This is a genomic window from Caballeronia sp. HLA56, from assembly GCF_054655155.1.
Genome location: NZ_BAAHOB010000002.1, coordinates 27,788 through 44,612, shown reverse-complemented (window position 1 = coordinate 44,612; position 16,825 = coordinate 27,788). Strand labels below are relative to the sequence as shown.

The following is a 16,825-nucleotide window of genomic DNA, read 5'->3' as shown; positions in this document are numbered from 1 at the left end:
ATGGACCGTGAGAGAGGCGAGGATTGTGCGTGTCGCAACCGTATCAGCGGGTAGGTTGCTGGTATGCGCGGAAGCCCACATATCCAATCGTGGTGCATGCCAGCCTTCAAAAATTCTTGCGGATTCCTGAAGGCGATTATCTGGCTTGGTGTTTCCCGGTGAATGGCTTGTGACAAGCCGGAGAAAATCAGTATTGGGATTTACACGTACAAGCCTGATTGCGTGATTATCTTCAGGCGAATTTATAAGGCTTTGATAAGCGTAATGACTTGTTCAGATTTAATACGCTATACAAACCCGCGCTAATTTGTTTTTGATTAGGGAAAACCAGTGTCGGGAATAGCGGACTGAAAGTCGATGCGCTCGGGCATCGACCTGGTTCCAGTCGATGCCCAAGGAGCACGATTACTTACCCCCGCCCCCCACCGCCACTTCTTCATCGCGTTCCCATCCGCCGCCAAGCGCAAGAAACAGCGTGACCTGATCCTGCGCGACCTGCGCTTCGGCCGCCGCCACTTGCGCGGCGACGCTCGTCAAGGTGCGCGTGGCGTCGAGATCCGAGAGAAAGGATTCGCGTCCCGCCGAATACAGCCGATGCGTTTCATCGGCCGATTCGACCGCCGACTTGTACGCGGTGCGCAGCGCGTCGGCGCGCGTGGTGTCGGACGCGTAGTTCGCGAGCGCGCTTTGCGTTTCGCGCAGCGCGTTGAGCACGACGCCGTCGAAATGCGCGAGCGCGCCGCCGGATGCCGCCTCGGCCTGGCGCACGCGCGCACGCTGACCGTTGATCGGAAAGTTCCAGTTGATGAGCGGACCGAAAGCCCAGCGGTTGGTCGAGGCGCCGAGCAAATCTTCGGCAACGCCCACCGACCCGACCGATGCCCCGAAACTCACCGAAGGATAAAGCGCCGCCGTCGCCACGCCGATACGCGCCGTCGATGCCGCCAGTTGCCGCTCCGCCTGCCGCACGTCGGGTCGGCGTCTGAGCAGCGCCGCGCCGTCGCCGACCGGAATCGGCTGCCGCACATGCGGCGCCTTCTTGCAGGCGAGCGTGGCACGCGGCAATTGCGCGGCAGGACGCGCGAGCAGCATGGCGAGCCGATACTGCGCCACGCGGCGACGCGCCACATAACGCGGGATGTCGGCGGCGAGCGTGTCGGACTGCGTCTGTCCGCGCGTGACTTCGGACTGATTGCCACGGCCTGCATCGCGCAGACGCTGCGAAAGCGTCACACGCTGCTTCTGCAAGGACAGCGATCGTTGCGCGATGCCGAGCTCTTCGGCGGCCGCGCACGAATCGACATACGCGCGCACGACATCGGCGACCACGGTGATGCGCGCGAGATCGAGCGCGGCTTCGATGGCTTCGTCATCGGCATTGGCGGCTTCGACACCGCGCTTGAGCTTGCCGAAGAGATCGAATTCATAGGAGACGCTCAGGTCGAGCACGCCTTCATTGACGACCGGAAGCTTTTCGGTCAGCAGATACTGCTCCGCCGATTCCTGCGCGCGCTGAAACCCCACCGACGACTTGGACGAGAAGCCGCCTTGCTGATTGGCGAATTCCACTTCGGCGCGCGAACGCACGAGATTCGCCGCCGCCACGCGCAGATCGGAATTCGAAAGCAGCGCCTCGTTGACGAGCTCGTCGAGCGCGGGATCGTCGTAGAGACGCCACCACTTCGCGGGCACCGTGCCTTGCGTGACGGGCGCTCGATCGGCTCCATCGATGGCGGCATTCGCGTAGTCCCGGTTGACGACCGCGCCGTCGGGCAGCTTGTAATTCGGCCCGACGGTCATGCAGCCGGCAAGCGCGAGCGTGGAAGCAAGAAGCGTGAGGCCGCAGCGCTTGAGCAGCTTGGGTCGCTTGGGTCGCTTAGGCATCGAGATGACGCGGTGTTTCATCGCGAAGCACCCGAAGCACCCGAAGCACCCGAAGCCGCATGCGCCGCCACCGGCGATGCAGGCGCGGTGGCCTGAGCGGGCACGGTGTTCGAAGCGGGCCGCGCGCCGACCGTCGGGCCGATGCCGCGTACCGAAACCGTCGCCGTGCGTCCCGCGATCATGCGGAAATCGGCGGGAATCTCATCGAGCGTCACGCGCACGGGGATTCGCTGCGCGAGCCGCACCCAGCTAAACGCAGGGTTCACGTTCGGCAGAAGACTCGAGCTTTGCTGACGATCGCGATCCTCGATTGCCGCTACGATGCTCTGCACATGACCGCGCAGCAGATTCGGCTCGCCCATCACCTTGATATCCACCGGTTGGCCGATGTCGATGCCATGCAGCTTGGTCTCTTCGAAGTAACCATCGACGCGGAAGGAGTTCATATCGACCACGGACAGCACGGCGCGGCCCGAGGCGACGTATTCGCCGACTTTCGGCGCGCGGTCGTTGAGATAACCGTCGACCGGGCTCAGCACTTCGGTGCGCTGCAGATTGAGCCGCGCGGTATCGATGGCGACGTCGGCATCCGCGAGCGCGGCAGCGGCCTGTTCGACGCGCGAATGCGTTTCTTCCACGACCTCGCGCGCAACGAGATTGCCGAGCGAGCGATTACGCACGTCCTCGCGCTTCGCCTGATCGAGCGTGGCGCGGCGTTGTTGCGCGGCGGCTTGCGCGTTGCGCAGTGCGAGCGTGTAGCGCGCCTGATCGATCACGAAGAGCACGTCGCCGCGTTTGACTTGCTGGTTGTCGACGACCTTGACATCGGTGATGAGACCGGCCACGTCCGGCGCGACCTGAATGACGTCGGCGCGAACGTGGCCATCGCGCGTCCAGGGCGCGAACATGTAGTAATCGACCAGCTTCCACAGGACCGCGCCTGCAATTGCGACGACGATGAGCGTGAGCAGAATCTGCCCGACGGAGAACCAGGTTTTTTTCACGGGATGAGCCGATGCGAAACGACGACGACAAGCCCCAGCACCAAGACGTAGATGCCGAGATCGAAAACGGAGCGATGCCACACGAAACGATAGAAGCCCACGCGTGCGAGCACCGTGCGAATCACGAGGTTCACCAGATAAGCGATGAACATGAGCACGAGCACGGCGGGCACGAAGACGCCGAGAATATCGATTTCGCCGATCATGCGAGTCGATCCGAAGAGAGCGTTCGAGACGGCATCACGCGGGTTCCTGACGTTCGTTGGCGGGTTTATCGACAGCGGGCGGATGCAGCGAAAGCCGGATGCCGACGAGCGCATGCAGCGTATCGCGCAACGAACGCTCGCCGCGCGACGCGACGGGCGCGGCTTCTTCCGCGACGCTGTTGGTCGCCACGACTTGCCGCGCGGCGGCGTCGATGGTCTGAATGAGCGTGCCCGGCACCGGCTGACGCGCGCGCCGTTCGAGGCAATGCTGGAAATACTGGCGAACGCCGGCGAGCACATCGTCGATGGACGATTGCACTTCCACCGACATCTTGCGGCGCGCGCGGCGCAGATCGAGCGCGTTGAGCGCCACGCGAAAATCGCGAAAACTTTCGATGGACGGATGCCGGTGCGCATCCGTTGCGGCGAGACGCGGCAGCACCTGCATCAGCCGGTCGAGCATGCGCGAGTAGAAGTTGCGCTGGTCGTGAAAGGCTTCGGGCAAGGTGCTCCTGACGATATCGCGCCACGCCGAGCGCGTGAGCCGCGCGACGGCCAGTTCCGCGCCGAAGGGCCGCGTTACGCGCGTCCAGACGAAGGCGAACAGAAGTCCCGCGACGCCTGCCAGATTGCTGTTGAGAAACACGAAGAAGTCCGCTTCGTAGGCGCTTTGGATGCTGATGAAGGTCGCCGTGTTGACGGCCACGAGCATGGTGACGAGATTGAAGCGCGGCCGCGGAATCAGCGTGCCGATGATCAGGAACGGTATCGCGAAGATCAACACGAGCATGGCGAAGTCGTGCACGTGCGGCAGCACCGCGAACACATAGAGACCGGCCAGCACCACGCTCATGCAGGTGGCGAGAAAGAACGCGAACACTTGGGGCGCGGGTTCGTCGAGCGCGGCGAAGAAGCAGCAGGCGACAGCGGCGAGCGTCACGGCGCCGGCTCCGTCGTTCCAGCCTGATTCGATCCACAAGCCGCACGCAACGATGATCGCGCTGACCGCCACGCCCGTCGAGAACAGCATCATGCCGCGATCGAAGAAGCGCGCGGTGCCGCCAAGACGCCAGTGACGAAAGCGCGGTTGCCATTCGTGAGTGTCGTTCAGGATGGCGAGGCGCAAACTGCGGATGTCCTGCCATACGTCGATGACTTGCGTGAGCCGCCAGAGCGCGCTGGAGAGCAATGCGCCGTTATCGCTCGCAAGTCCTTCGGCGGATGGCCGCATGGCTTCGGCGCGGGCACGCAGCGCATCCGGCGTGCGCGCGAAGGCTTCGACGGCGGTCGGCTCGGCGGAATCGGGCATGGGCGCGGCGACCCACGCAGCCACGTCTTGCAGCAGCGCCTGCAACTCCGGCGTGCCCGCGCCACGTTTATCGATCAGTTCGATGAGCGGGTCGGCCATCGACGAGATCAGCGGCAAGAAAATCTGCATGCGTCCTTGCAAGGCGCGCGCGCGGCTCACGATATCCGGCCGCGTATGGTCGTAGGTCAACTGGCTCAACAGCACTTCGAGGCCGTTCACCGTAGCGGCGAGCCGTTGCCGCGCCGCCGAGATGGCCGCCCCCGCGAGCCGCCCGGAGAGCGATTCGCTCGCGTAGAACGCGGCGTCGCGAAACCACGCGTCGGTGCGCTCGACGAGCGTCGGCGCGAGCCGGCTCGGAAACACCACGGAGCCGACGATGCTCGCCACCACGATGCCGAGCAGAATCTCTTCGGTGCGCGAGATCGCGAGATCGAACACGGTGGCCGGGTTCAACACGGAAGGCAGCGCGATCAGCGGCAGCGTATAGCCCGCGAGCAGGAACACGTAGCTGCGCGCGGTGCGGTCGAACATGGAGAGAAAGAGCAGGGAGCCCGTCCATAGCGCGACGATCACGCTGAACAGAAACGGCGACTCGACGAACGGCGGCACGATCAGCACCGCGCCCGCCGCGCCGATAGCCGTGCCGAGCGCGCGATACAAAGCCTTCGAGCGCGTCGCGCCGACGAACGGGTTCGAGACGATATAGACCGTGGCCATTGCCCAGTACGGGCGCGGCAGTTCGAGCGCGAGGCCGATATAAAGCGCGATCATCGCGGCGGCGAAGGTCTTGCCGGAGAAGAGCCACTCGCGCGCGGACGGGAAGTTCATGGCGTGCGCGCTCCGCTCTTGCCGTCATCGCGTGCGGGCACGGTGTCGAGCGTGGCGCTGAACGCGTTGAGCACGCGCAGCGTGGTTTCGAGGTCCTCGCGGCTCACGCCCTTGAGTAGCCGCGCGCGCAGCGACATCAGGCGCTCTTCCATGCGCGCGGTGACGGCGCGGCCTTCGTCGGTGAGTGTGATGGTCTTGGCGCGCTTGTCTTCGGGGTCTTCGTCGCGCCGGACGAGTCCGGCCGCGCATAGCTGGTCGAGCAGACGCACGAGCGACGGTCCCTCGATACCGACATGCTCCGCGAGCGTCACTTGCCGCACGCTCTCGCCGAGCCGGTTGGCCGTGAGCAGCGGAACCGCGCACGCTTCAGAGACGCCATAGGACGCGAGCACGCCATGACTCGTACGCCGCCAGCGCCGCGCGGCAAGTACGAGTGTGCTGCTGACGGAGCGGCGCAGAAGGTCGAGATGGCTCATGGGGCGCGATTATATCGGCAGTTTTATTCGTTAGCGTCCTATCGATCAAAAATATCGCGGCACGCTCGTGTTATCTTTTTTGTCTCTTCATCGCGTGGGAAACGTCATGCCGATCGCCTATCTCCGGGGCCTGACTTCGCCCAGCCGCACGCAGTCGGCCAACCGCCGCCTCGGTTGCGCGCTGGCCTTCGTGGCGGGCGCGGCCAATGCGGGCGGCTTTCTCGCCGTGGGTCAATACACCTCGCACATGTCGGGGCTGGTATCGTCGATCGCGGATAATTTCGTGCTCGGGCAAGCGGCGCTCGTGTTCTCGGCGATGAGCGCGGTGCTCGCGTTCGTCGCGGGAGCCGCGACTTCCGCGTTGCTCATCAACTGGGGACGCCAGCGCGCGGCGCATAGCGTGTTCGCGGTTCCGCTCGTCCTCGAAGCCTGCCTGTTGCTGGTGTTCGGCGTGCTCGGCGCGAATCTGGAGGCGCATCGTTTCTGGGACGTGCCGATGACCGTCATGCTGCTGTGCTTCGTGATGGGCCTGCAGAACGCGATGATCACCAAGATATCGAAAGCCGAGATTCGCACGACGCATGTGACGGGGCTCGTCACGGATATCGGCATAGAGCTGGGCAAGAGTCTGTATTGGAACCGGCGCGTCGGGCGCGACGACGAGCGCTATGTGTGCGCCAATCATGCGCGGCTCGCGCTCTTGAGTTCGCTTTTCGCGATGTTCATCGCGGGCGGCTTCGCAGGCGCGGTAGGCTTCGCGCATCTCGGGTTCATCGCGACCGTACCGCTTGCGGCCTTGCTGCTGCTCTTTGCGGCGGTGCCGGTGATGGACGATTTATCCGCTGGCCTGAGACGGGCGCGGAAGTAGTCACACTAAAACGGAGACGTTGCATGATCAGGATCGGGACGTTGAGCCTTTTGGCAACGGCCATTTTTTCCATCGGCGCGAGCCAAGCGGCGAATGCGGCTGCGGCAAGCGACAAGGCCATCAGGCAGACCGTCGATCGCACCATCGAGCCCTTGATGGCGCGCAATGGCATTGCGGGCATGGCGGTGGGGATCGTACTCGATGGCAAGACGCATATCTATAACTATGGCGTGGCGTCGAAGGAAGGCGCGAGGCCCGTCACGCGCGATACCTTGTTCGAACTGGGATCGGTGAGCAAGACGTTCACGGCGACGCTCGCTTCCTATGCCGAAGTGACCGGCCATCTCTCTCTCGACGATCACGTGAGCCGCTTCGTGCCGTCGCTGCGCGGCAGCCGTTTCGGCGACGACGTGACGCTCGTCGAACTCGGCACGCACACGCCGGGCGGCTTGCCGCTGCAAGTCCCCGACGACATTCACGACAACGCGCAACTGATCAAGTATTTCGAGGCGTGGAAACCTTCGTGCGAGCCGGGCACGTGCCGCACGTATGCGAATCCGGGTATCGGCATGTTGGGGTTCATCGCGGCGAAGAGCATGAATGCCGATTTCGATCAGCTCATGCAGCAGCGCATTTTTCCGGCGCTGGGATTGAAGAACACGTTCATCGACGTGCCGCCTTCGCGCAAGCACGATTACGCGCAAGGTTATGCGAAGGACGGCGCGCCCATTCGCATGGCGCCGGGCGTGTTGTCGTCCGAGGCTTATGGCGTGAAGTCGACTGCTGGCGACATGACGCGCTTCTTGCTGGCCAACATGAACGAAGCAGGACGTATCGATGCAAAACTGCAACGCGCGATCGTCGCCACGCATACGGGCTACTTTCAAACCGCGCCGATGACGCAGGATTTGATCTGGGAGCAGTATCCGTATCCGGTCGAACTGCAGGCGTTGCTCGACGGCAATTCATCTTCGATGGCGCTGGAAGCGCATCCCGCCACGCGCCTCGACCCGCCGATGAAACCGCGTCAGGACGTGTGGATCAACAAGACGGGTTCGACCAACGGCTTTGGTGCTTATCTGGCATTCGTGCCGGAAGAGGACGTGGGCATCGTGTTTCTGGCGAACAAGAACTTCCCTATTCCGGAACGCGTCGCGGCGGCGCATGCGATCGTCAAGGCGCTGGATACCGTGAAGTAGGTTACAGATGCGCTGCATCGCGAGAAGCGCATCGACGTCCATAAAGGCGCGTGGGTTGAGCCGATACCCACGCGCTCAGAACATCACCGTCACGATTACCGTATCGCTATGACTGCCTGGCGGCCGGGTCGGTTGCGAAGTCGATATTCGACGCCGCATTATTTCTCCGAACATGCGTGTGATTGAAAGCGGGCCTGTTATTCTGCCGCTCCTGCTCACTTGACGACGTGCGGGAAAAAATCCTTAAGCTATTGATTCATTGTATTTGTTTAGGTAATTTTCACCGGTTGGTTAAGCTGGCTCACCTTTGGCGCCGATGTTCGGCGTGCTTGGCATTTCGTCTTTACAAACGCTGGGAATTCCCCTATTTCTGAAGACGGCGCGGCGTCACCTCTAGAAACGCGCCGCCGTTCATCGCGCGAAAGGGTTTCGCCGTCCTCATTCAGAATTCGAAACGATAAACGGAACTGTTGCCATGACTCGAGGATTCACCCGGAAGCTCGTCTGTCTCTTTGCACTTGCTTGGTTGTCCACCTCGCTTGCTCTCGCCTGTACGCGCGCGCTGTACGTCGGCGACAAACTCACCATCACGGGCCGCACGATGGACTGGTCCGAAGACATGCGGTCCAACCTTTGGGTGATGCCTGCCGGCATCGAGCGCGATGGCAACGCCGGCGAGCGTTCCACCAAATGGAAAGCGAAGTACGGGAGCGTGGTGGTATCGGGCTACGACATCGGCACCGTGGATGGCATGAACGAACGCGGACTCGTCGCGAATGCGCTTTATCTCGCCGAGAGCGACTACGGCAAACCCGACCCGAAACGCGATCCGCTCTCCATCAGCCTGTGGGCCCAGTACGCGCTCGACAATTTCGCGACGGTCGCGCAAGCGGTCTATGTGCTGAGCCGCGAGCCGTTTCAGATCATCGCGCCGCCTTTGCCGGACGGCAAGCCTCTCACCATCCATCTGGCGCTCTCGGACGCGCGCGGCGACTCCGCGATCTTCGAGTACATCAAGGGCAAACTGATCATCCATCAAAGCAAGCAGTACAAGGTGGTGACGAATTCACCGGCGTATGAAGACCAGCTCGCCATCGACGCATACTGGAAAGGCGTCAGCGGCACGGCGTTCCTGCCGGGCACGAACCGCGCGGCGGACCGCTTTGTGCGCGCGTCGTTCCTCATGAATTCGATCCCCAAGCAGGCCGACCCGAACTACATGGCGGGCGTGCCGCAGAAGTCGTATCCGTTCCAGGCGGCGGCAAGCGTGATGAGCGTGATGCGTTCGGTGAGCGTGCCGCTCGGCATTCGCTCCGACAACATGCCGAATCTCTCGTCGACGATTTGGCGCACGGTGTCCGACCAGACCAACCTCGTCTATTACTTCGATTCGGCCACGCGCCCGGACACGTTCTGGGTGTCTCTGAGCAAGGTCGATCTGCGCCCGGGCGCGCCGGTGAGGAAGCTGACCATCGACGCGGGCCAAGTGTTCTCGGGCGAGACGGCGGATAAATTCGTGACGACGCCGTCGTTCACCTTCCTGCCCGCGAAAGCGCAGTGACGCCCGTGCGGCGTCCCTCCATCTCAAAATCGAGGCCGGCGCTGCGTCAGCGGTTAAAATAGTCAGCTTTTGCCCTGGTCATATCGTGCAAGCCCAGACGCGCACGGCGCTCAGCGGCCCGGCGCTCGTGCGTCTGCTGGCACGCATCGCCAACCTCGATGTTCACGAACCCGCCGCATCGCTTTCGGACCGCCTGAGCCAATGGCTCGGCTGGACCGATGCGATCGCGCTTTCGACCGCGCTCGCCGATGCGCCGCCGGCGCCTCTCGTGCCAATGCACTCAGGTGCGCACGCGCTGGAAGAAGCCTGCATGCGCATGCGCGCGTCGCTGGTGAATGCCGTCGCGGGCGGCGTGAAGCCTACACCCGGACGGCATCGCGCACGCGTGCCGACGCCACCTCCGGACGATCTTTCGCTCGACTTTGCGGCGTTCCGCCAGCGCTATGTGTCCTTGCAGCAGACCATGGAAACCGACATCGGCCTGTTGCGCGGCCGCTTGCGCGCGGCGCTTGTGGCGCAATCGCCCGATCTGGCGCGTCTCGCCGCCGTCGATGCCGTCATGGAACAGGCGTTGAGCGCACGCGAACGCAGCCTGCTCGCGCAAGTGCCCGTGTTGCTCGGCAAGTATTTCGAGCGCATGAAGCGCGCAGCCGCGGACCAAGCCGCGCCCGTGTCGAATGCCTGGCTCGATGCCTTTCGCGACGACATGCGCCACGTCTCGCTCGCCGAACTCGAAGTCCGTTTTCAACCGGTCGAAGGGCTGCTTGCCGCCCTTCGAACCCGCTAAAGCCACGCCATGCCTCGCTATATCCTGAATGTCGCCGTCTTTCTCGCTGGTCTTGCCGCCGTTTGCGGAATCGCCATTGGCTATGTCGGCTCGAATGCGCTCGCGTTTTGCGTCACGCTCCTGATCGGCGCGTGCTACCTCGCGGGCGCGGCCGAACTGCAGCGCTATCAGCAAACCACCTATGCATTCGCGCATGCGCTGCGGCAACTCGCCGTCACGCCGAAGAGCCTTGCCGTCTGGCTCGAAAGCCTGCCCGTGGGTCTGCGCAATGCGGTGCGCTTGCGGGTCGAAGGCGAGCGCGCCGCGTTGCCGGCGCCTGTGCTTGCGCCATATCTCGTCGGGTTGCTCGTGTTGCTCGGCATGCTCGGCACGCTGCTCGGCATGGTCGTGACGCTGCGCGGCACCGGCGCGGCGCTGGAAAGCGCGACCGATCTTTCGGCGATCCGCTCGTCGCTCGCGGCGCCGGTCACGGGCCTGAGTTTCGCGTTCGGCACATCGATCGCGGGTGTCGCGACATCGGCCATGCTTGGCCTGCTTTCAGCGCTGTGCCGCCGCGAACGGCTCGACGCCGTGCAGACCCTCGACCTCAAGATTGCGGCGACACTGCGCGTATTTACCGAGACGCATCGGCGCGAGGAAGGCCTGAAGCTGATGCAACGGCAGGCCGAACTCATGCCGAAGCTGGTCGATCGCCTGCAAGCGATGATGCACGCCATCGAACAGCAGAGCATCGCGGCAAACGAGCGGCAACTGACCAATCAGGATGCGTTTCATGCCAAAACCGAGACTTCGTATCGGCGGCTGGCGGCATCGGTGGAACAGTCGTTGAAGCAGAGCGTCGCCGACAGCGCGCGCGCCGCGAGCAGCGCGCTGCAACCGATCATGCAATCCGCCATGGACGGCATCGCGGGCGAGACGGCAGCCTTGCACGGCAAGATCGAACAGGCCGTGGCGCGGCAGCTGGATGGCTTGTCGAGCGGCTTCGAGGCTTCGTCGGCGAAAATCGCGGGCATCTGGCAAGACTCGCTCGATAAACATCGGCAGTCGAACGAAGCGCTCGTCACGCGCATGGGCACGTCGCTCGACAGCTTTGCGCAAGGCTTCGAAACGCGCTCGGCCGCGTTGCTCGAAGGCGTATCGGCGCACATGGAACGCATCACGAGCGGCTTCACGACTTCGGTGACGGAGATCGCGGAGCACTGGAACCAGTCGCTCGCCGGGCATCGAAAGTCGAACGAGGCGTTGATGACGGGAACGCGCGCCGCGCTCGATGGTCTTGCCGAAACGTTCGAGCAACGCGCGGCCGGTTTGATCGATGGCGTCGCCGCGCGGCTCGACCACACGTCATCCACGCTCGCCGAAACGTGGAGCGAAGCGCTCACGCAACAGACGCGCACCGGCGAGCATCTCGCCGCGCAACACGAGCAGGCGTTGCTTAAAGCGACGGCGAGTTTCGAGGAACACGCCGCTTCGCTGCTGCTCGCCGTCGATCGATCGCACGCCGGTTTGCGCGACGAGATCGCATCGAACAGCGAAGCGCGCCTGAACGCCTGGACCGATGCGCTCACCACGCTCGCCGCCAACCAGCGCGAACAATGGCAAGAGACGAGCGCGTTCGCCGCCGAGCGTCAACAGAACATCTGCGACACGCTCGCGCGCACCGCGAGCGAGATGGCCGCCGATGCCGAGAAGCGCGCGAGCGGCACCATCACGAAGATCGAAGGACTGGTCGCGGCGGCATCGGAAGCGCCGAAGCTCGCCGCCGATGTGATTGCGCAGATGCGCGAGAAACTCAGCGAATCCATGGTCCACGACAACGCCATGCTGGACGAGCGCACGCGCTTGCTCGCCACGCTCGAAACCTTGCTCGATGCGGTGAATCATACGTCGAACGAACAGCGCGTGGCCGTCGATGCGCTCGTCGCCTCGTCATCGGACCTGCTCGCGCGCGTCGGCACGCAGTTCACCGACAAGGTCGAGGCAGAGACCATCAAACTCGAAGCGGTCGCGGCGCAAGTCACGAGCGGCGCGCTCGAAGTCGCGAGTCTCGGCGATGCGCTCGGCGGCGCCGTGCAGTCTTTCGGCGCATCGAACGAACTGCTCGTCGCGCATCTCAAGAGCATCGAGGCCGCGCTCGACAAGTCGCTCGCGCGCAGCGACGAACAGCTTGCCTATTACGTGGCGCAGGCGCGTGAGGTGATCGATCTGAGCACGCTTTCGCAGAAGCAAATCGTCGAAGACCTGCAGCGTATCGCGGGGCAGCGCGCCGCCGGAGCGAAGGCCGCATGAACGAGGAGATCGATGGCGGCGTGGAGGCCGCCGCGCCCATCTGGGCTGCGTTCGCCGATCTCATGTCGGTACTGCTGGGCGCGTTCGTGCTGATCCTGGTCGGCGTCATTGGCGTGCAGTTGCAACTGTCGACGCGGCTGGAAAACGAAGTCAAGCAGCGGCAGATGGAAACGCAGCGCCGCAAGACGCTGGAGCAGGCGCTGGCTGGCCCGCTCGCGTCGGGGCGCGTGACGCTGGTGAACGGGCGCATCGGCATTAGCGGCAGCGTGTTGTTCGCGTTGAATTCCGATCAGTTGCAGCCGCAAGGGCGCGATGTGCTCAAGAGCCTTGCAGGACCGCTTTCCGCCTATCTCGGTTCGCACGAAGAGATTCTGATGGTGAGCGGTTTCGCCGACGATCAGCAGGTGCACGAAGGCAATCGCCGCTTCGCCGACAACTGGGAACTCTCGGCCAAACGCGCCTTGACGGTGACGCGCGCGCTGATCGACGCGGGTGTGCCATCGTCGTCCGTATTCGCGGCGGCGTTCGGCTCCGAGCAGCCGATCAGTTCCAATGCCGACGATCTGGGTCGCGCAAAGAATCGTCGAGTCGAGATTTCAGCGGTGCCGCGGCCGACCAACGGCGGAGTGAAGCGGTGACTGAGCGCTCGCAAGCACGCGCAATGCTCGATGAATGGCGCGTTCAGGGCGATGATCGCGTGAGTCCGCTGCGCTTTGCGTTCATCGATTCGCTCGAACGGAGAGCGAGCGCGCAGCGTGGCGAAGCGCGTCGTTTGCTCGAAGCGCGCTTGCAGGCCTTGCTCCATGACTACGCGCGAGAAGTCGAACTTGCCGCGCCTGTCGAGCCGTCACGAAAGGTTGAAAGTACGCCGCTCGCCGTGCTGGTCACCGACATGAATGCGCGCGTGGCGCATGCCTCACAGAGCGAATTGCTCGAATACTTCCGCGAAGTGTGGGCCCGACTCAGCGCCGAGCAGCGCCTCAACGAGTCTCTTGCGCGGGTGCCGAAAAACGCGGGTCCGCTCAATTCGAGCAGTCTGGTGCATCGTTCGCTTGCATTGATGCGCGAAGTTTCACCCGCTTATTTGCAGCACTTTCTTGCGTATCTGGACGGGCTTTCGTGGATGGAAGAAATGGCGGGCGATGCACCCGCCGTCAAGAAACCCATGCGGGGCAAGGCGGCTCGCGGTTGAGCCGCGCCCGCCCGCATTCGTGCCGTTAGCCCAACCATCCTTTGATGGTTTCGCTCATCACGCGGGTGGAAATGCCATAACGGTCATGCAAGGTCGGTAACGCGCCGGCATCCAGAAATGCATCGGGCAGGGCGATCTGCTTGAACGGCGGCGCGACGCCAGCGTTCAGCAACGCGGCAGCGACACCTTCGCCAAGCCCTCCGATCACCGTGTGATTCTCGGCCACGACCACGAGCCGTCCCGAACGCCGCGCTTCGCGCACGATGGTCTCAGTGTCGAGCGGCTTGATGGTCGGCACGTGCAGCACCGCGACATCCACGTTGTCGGCTTCGAGCGCCTTCGCGGTTTCCAGCGCGCGCATGGTCATGATCCCGGACGAGATCATCAGCACGTCGGCGCCATCGCGCAGAAGCTTCGCCTTGCCGAGTTCGAATTGATAGTCGTATTCGTCGAGCACGGCGGGCACGTTGCCGCGCAACAGGCGCGCGTACACCGGGCCTTTGTGCGCGGCGATGGCGGGCACCATCTGCTCGATATCGAGCGCGTCGCACGGATCGATCACGGTCATGTTGGGCATGGCGCGCATCAACGCGAGGTCTTCGGCGGCCTGATGGCTCGGACCGTAACCCGTGGTGAGCCCCGGCAATGCGCAGACGATCTTCACATCGAGATTGTCTTCGGCGATAGTCTGGTGGATGAAGTCATACGCGCGCCGCGTCGCGAATACGGCATAGGTCGTGACGAACGGCTGCGCGCCTTCATGCGCGAAGCCGGATGCCGCGCCCATCAGCAACTGCTCGGCCATGCCCATCTGGTAGAAGCGCTCGGGAAACTCCTTCGCGAAGATATGCAGGTCAGTGTACTTGCCGAGGTCGGCCGTCATGCCGATCACATTGCTCTTGGTGCGTGCGAGTTCCACCAGCGCGTGTCCGAAAGGCGCCGAGCGCGTGAGCTGTCCTTCGCTCGCGATGGACGCGATCATCGCCGATGTCTTCAGGCGCGGCTTTTGTGTCAGCGTGTCGCTCATGCTTGTCTCCCTTGTTCAAGTGCCTGCAGCGCCAGTTGCCATTCGTCGGCATCGACACGGATGAAGTGGTTCTTCTCGCGCTCTTCGAGAAACGGCACGCCGCAGCCCATGCGCGTATCGCACACGATGATGCGCGGCTTCGCTTCCTTCAAATTGCGCGCGTTATCGAACGCTTGTTTGACGGCGTCGATGTCGTTGCCCGTCACGCGCTGCACATGCCAGCCGAAGGCTTCGAGCTTCGGCACGAGCGGCTCGAACGCCATGATCTGCGTCGAGGGTCCGTCCGCCTGCTGATTGTTCACGTCGATCATGGCGATGAGGTTGTCGAGCTTCCAGTGCGATGCCGACATCAGCCCTTCCCAGATCGCGCCTTCGTCCAATTCGCCATCGGAAAAGAGCGTGTAGACAAAAGACTTCGATCCTTTACGCTTGAGACCGAGGCAGCGGCCGACCGCGATCGTGAGCCCTTGTCCGAGCGAGCCGCCCGACATTTCCATGCCTGGCGTATAGCTCGCCATGCCGGACATGGGCAGACGGCTGTCGTCGCTGCCGTAGGTCTCGAGTTCCGCTTGCGGCAGGATGCCCGCTTCGAAGAGCGCAGCGTACAGCGCGATTGCATAGTGACCGTTGGACAAGAGGAAGCGGTCGCGCTCTTCCCATTCGGGATCTTCGGGGCGATAGTTCATCGCGCCGAAGTAAGCGACGGCCAGCACGTCGGCGATATCGAGCGCCTGGCCGATATACCCTTGACCTTGCACTTCGCCCATCAACAACGCATTGCGGCGGATACGGTAGGCACGCTCGGCGAGCGTGACCTCTTCGATGACTGCACTACTCATGATGTTTGTCTCCTTGAAAAATCTTTAGCGGTTCACGGTCTTGGCGGGCACGAGAAAGACCAGCGCCGCGCCCACGACGATTGCAATCGAGATGAAGATGAGACCGGCCGTCGATTTGCCCGTGAAGTCATTCAGCCAGCCGACGATGGCCGGAGAAAAGAAGCCCGCGAGATTGGCGAAGCAGTTGACCGCGGCAATGCCCGCCGCCGCCGACATGCCGCCCAGCACGGCCGTTGGCAACGACCAGAATTGCGCCGATGAACTCAGGATGCCTGCCGCCGCCACGCTCACACAGATGATCGACGCGCTCACGCTGCCAAGCGTCGGCAAGGTGGCGAACGCCGCTGCGGCGATGAGCATGGGAATGGCCAGATGCAGGCGCCGCTCGCGGCGTTTGTCGGCGCTCGAACCGATGAGCGGCAGCGCGATGATGGCGCACAGATACGGAATCGCGGTGAAGATGCCGACCCACAGCGGGTCCGCCACGCCGGCACGTCGCACGATGGTCGGCAGCCAGAACGTGAGCCCATATTGTCCAAGGACGACGCAGAAGTAGATCGATGCCATCAGCCACAAGCGACGGTCGCCGATGAACGCGCGAATCGATACGTGCTGCACGGTCTGCGCATTGTCCTTTTCGACGTTGCGGGCGAGCAGGGCTTTCTCCGCATCCGTGAGCCACTTGGCTTGCGCAATGCTGTCGTCGAGATAGAAAAGGATCGCGACGCCGAGAAAGAGCGAAGGCAACGCTTCGAGCATGAAGAGCCACTTCCATCCGGCAAGTCCGTGCGCACCGGCAAGCGCATGCATGATCCAGCCGGAGAGCGGACCGCCGACCATGCCCGCGAGCGGAATCGCCATGAAGAACAGCGACAATGCCTTGGCGCGCCGCGCAGCGGGAAACCAGTACGTGAGATAGAGAATCACGCCCGGCGCGAAGCCCGCCTCGGCGACACCGAGCAGAAAGCGCAGGACATAGAACATCGTCGGCGACTTGACGAACACGAAGCTCGCCGAGATCACCGCCCACGTGAGCATGATGCGCGCAAGCCAGTTGCGCGCGCCGACTCGATGAAGAACGAGATTGCTCGGTACCTCGAAGAGGAAGTAACCAAGGAAGAAGATGCCTGCGCCCACGCCGTAGATGGTTTCGCTGAAGCGCAGGTCATTGAGCATCTGCAATTTGGCGAAGCCGACGTTGACGCGATCCAGATACGCGCCGAGATAGCACAGCATCAGAAAGGGGATGAGCCGCCGTCCGACCTTGGCGTAAGTCTGCGCTTCGAAGCTCGTGGAATCGGCAGGCGAAGCAAATTCGGCCGTGGCGGCCGGCGCGGAATATTTCGGTTTCATGCT

15 protein-coding genes are annotated in these 16,825 nt (G+C 63.2%); 7 read left to right on the top strand and 8 right to left on the bottom strand.

What is annotated here, in order from left to right; translation table 11 throughout:
- Positions 1 to 405: 405 nt before the first annotated feature.
- Genes ACYQ47_RS06655 through ACYQ47_RS06635 form a run of 5 tightly spaced genes read right to left on the bottom strand, consistent with a single transcriptional unit; the run spans position 406 to position 5,707 of the window.
- Positions 406 to 1,884 (bottom strand): efflux transporter outer membrane subunit, encoded by a 1,479-nt coding sequence (locus tag ACYQ47_RS06655; RefSeq protein WP_459904872.1) that lies wholly within the window; start codon positions 1,882 to 1,884, stop codon positions 406 to 408.
- Between the two features lie 17 nt (positions 1,885 to 1,901).
- A complete protein-coding gene (locus ACYQ47_RS06650; RefSeq protein WP_459904871.1) occupies positions 1,902 to 2,888 on the bottom strand; it encodes an efflux RND transporter periplasmic adaptor subunit in 987 nt (328 codons plus the stop codon).
- The gene (locus ACYQ47_RS06645; protein WP_244830156.1) at positions 2,885 to 3,094 is read right to left on the bottom strand and encodes a DUF1656 domain-containing protein; all 210 of its coding nucleotides are present in this window, start codon (positions 3,092 to 3,094) and stop codon (positions 2,885 to 2,887) included. Before ACYQ47_RS06645 ends, ACYQ47_RS06650 begins: the two co-directional genes overlap by 4 nt.
- A gap of 34 nt (positions 3,095 to 3,128) precedes the next feature.
- Positions 3,129 to 5,231, bottom strand: coding sequence for an FUSC family protein (locus ACYQ47_RS06640; protein WP_459904870.1), 2,103 nt, complete (start codon positions 5,229 to 5,231; stop codon positions 3,129 to 3,131).
- Positions 5,228 to 5,707: a MarR family winged helix-turn-helix transcriptional regulator gene (locus ACYQ47_RS06635; protein ID WP_244830158.1), complete on the bottom strand. Its 480-nt coding sequence runs from the start codon at positions 5,705 to 5,707 to the stop codon at positions 5,228 to 5,230. Before ACYQ47_RS06635 ends, ACYQ47_RS06640 begins: the two co-directional genes overlap by 4 nt.
- Before the next feature lie 106 nt (positions 5,708 to 5,813).
- On the opposite strand from ACYQ47_RS06635, the gene ACYQ47_RS06630 reads away from it, so the two are divergent.
- From ACYQ47_RS06630 to ACYQ47_RS06600, 7 genes are all read left to right on the top strand, one after another.
- Complete coding sequence (locus ACYQ47_RS06630) at positions 5,814 to 6,575, top strand: YoaK family protein (RefSeq protein ID WP_250468407.1); 762 nt, start codon at positions 5,814 to 5,816, stop codon at positions 6,573 to 6,575.
- A gap of 23 nt (positions 6,576 to 6,598) precedes the next feature.
- Entirely contained in the window at positions 6,599 to 7,774 is a 1,176-nt protein-coding gene (ampC, locus tag ACYQ47_RS06625; protein ID WP_459904869.1) for a class C beta-lactamase, read from the top strand.
- Positions 7,775 to 8,249: 475 nt separating this feature from the next.
- Positions 8,250 to 9,335 (top strand): linear amide C-N hydrolase, encoded by a 1,086-nt coding sequence (locus ACYQ47_RS06620; protein WP_250494111.1) that lies wholly within the window; start codon positions 8,250 to 8,252, stop codon positions 9,333 to 9,335.
- 82 nt (positions 9,336 to 9,417) lie between these two features.
- Positions 9,418 to 10,122 carry a DUF3348 domain-containing protein gene (locus ACYQ47_RS06615; RefSeq protein WP_459905474.1) on the top strand — a complete coding sequence of 235 codons (705 nt, stop codon included), beginning with the start codon at positions 9,418 to 9,420 and terminating at the stop codon, positions 10,120 to 10,122.
- A 9-nt stretch (positions 10,123 to 10,131) separates the two neighbouring features.
- Positions 10,132 to 12,411, top strand: coding sequence for a DUF802 domain-containing protein (locus tag ACYQ47_RS06610; protein ID WP_459904868.1), 2,280 nt, complete (start codon positions 10,132 to 10,134; stop codon positions 12,409 to 12,411).
- Complete coding sequence (locus ACYQ47_RS06605; protein WP_244830162.1) at positions 12,408 to 13,049, top strand: OmpA family protein; 642 nt, start codon at positions 12,408 to 12,410, stop codon at positions 13,047 to 13,049. The genes ACYQ47_RS06610 and ACYQ47_RS06605 overlap by 4 nt, the downstream gene beginning before the upstream one ends.
- Entirely contained in the window at positions 13,046 to 13,603 is a 558-nt protein-coding gene (locus ACYQ47_RS06600) for a DUF2894 domain-containing protein (protein WP_459904867.1), read from the top strand. The genes ACYQ47_RS06605 and ACYQ47_RS06600 overlap by 4 nt, the downstream gene beginning before the upstream one ends.
- Before the next feature lie 25 nt (positions 13,604 to 13,628).
- Here the strand turns inward: ACYQ47_RS06600 and ACYQ47_RS06595 are convergent, their stop codons facing one another.
- Genes ACYQ47_RS06595 through ACYQ47_RS06585 form a run of 3 tightly spaced genes read right to left on the bottom strand, consistent with a single transcriptional unit; the run spans position 13,629 to position 16,822 of the window.
- Complete coding sequence (locus ACYQ47_RS06595; protein WP_250494107.1) at positions 13,629 to 14,630, bottom strand: transketolase family protein; 1,002 nt, start codon at positions 14,628 to 14,630, stop codon at positions 13,629 to 13,631.
- Entirely contained in the window at positions 14,627 to 15,469 is an 843-nt protein-coding gene (locus ACYQ47_RS06590; RefSeq protein ID WP_459904866.1) for a transketolase, read from the bottom strand. The genes ACYQ47_RS06595 and ACYQ47_RS06590 overlap by 4 nt, the downstream gene beginning before the upstream one ends.
- A gap of 24 nt (positions 15,470 to 15,493) precedes the next feature.
- Positions 15,494 to 16,822 (bottom strand): MFS transporter, encoded by a 1,329-nt coding sequence (locus tag ACYQ47_RS06585; RefSeq protein ID WP_459904865.1) that lies wholly within the window; start codon positions 16,820 to 16,822, stop codon positions 15,494 to 15,496.
- Positions 16,823 to 16,825 lie beyond the last annotated feature (3 nt).

Coding starts and splice junctions, on each gene's coding strand:
- ACYQ47_RS06595 (WP_250494107.1), bottom strand. CDS start 14,630: ATGAGCGACACGCTGACACAAAAGCCGCGCCTGAAGACATCGGCGATG.
- ACYQ47_RS06605 (WP_244830162.1), top strand. CDS start 12,408: ATGAACGAGGAGATCGATGGCGGCGTGGAGGCCGCCGCGCCCATCTGG.
- ACYQ47_RS06590 (WP_459904866.1), bottom strand. CDS start 15,469: ATGAGTAGTGCAGTCATCGAAGAGGTCACGCTCGCCGAGCGTGCCTAC.
- ACYQ47_RS06585 (WP_459904865.1), bottom strand. CDS start 16,822: ATGAAACCGAAATATTCCGCGCCGGCCGCCACGGCCGAATTTGCTTCG.
- ACYQ47_RS06655 (WP_459904872.1), bottom strand. CDS start 1,884: ATGCCTAAGCGACCCAAGCGACCCAAGCTGCTCAAGCGCTGCGGCCTC.
- ACYQ47_RS06620 (WP_250494111.1), top strand. CDS start 8,250: ATGACTCGAGGATTCACCCGGAAGCTCGTCTGTCTCTTTGCACTTGCT.
- ACYQ47_RS06640 (WP_459904870.1), bottom strand. CDS start 5,231: ATGAACTTCCCGTCCGCGCGCGAGTGGCTCTTCTCCGGCAAGACCTTC.
- ampC (WP_459904869.1), top strand. CDS start 6,599: ATGATCAGGATCGGGACGTTGAGCCTTTTGGCAACGGCCATTTTTTCC.
- ACYQ47_RS06630 (WP_250468407.1), top strand. CDS start 5,814: ATGCCGATCGCCTATCTCCGGGGCCTGACTTCGCCCAGCCGCACGCAG.
- ACYQ47_RS06635 (WP_244830158.1), bottom strand. CDS start 5,707: ATGAGCCATCTCGACCTTCTGCGCCGCTCCGTCAGCAGCACACTCGTA.
- ACYQ47_RS06645 (WP_244830156.1), bottom strand. CDS start 3,094: ATGATCGGCGAAATCGATATTCTCGGCGTCTTCGTGCCCGCCGTGCTC.
- ACYQ47_RS06610 (WP_459904868.1), top strand. CDS start 10,132: ATGCCTCGCTATATCCTGAATGTCGCCGTCTTTCTCGCTGGTCTTGCC.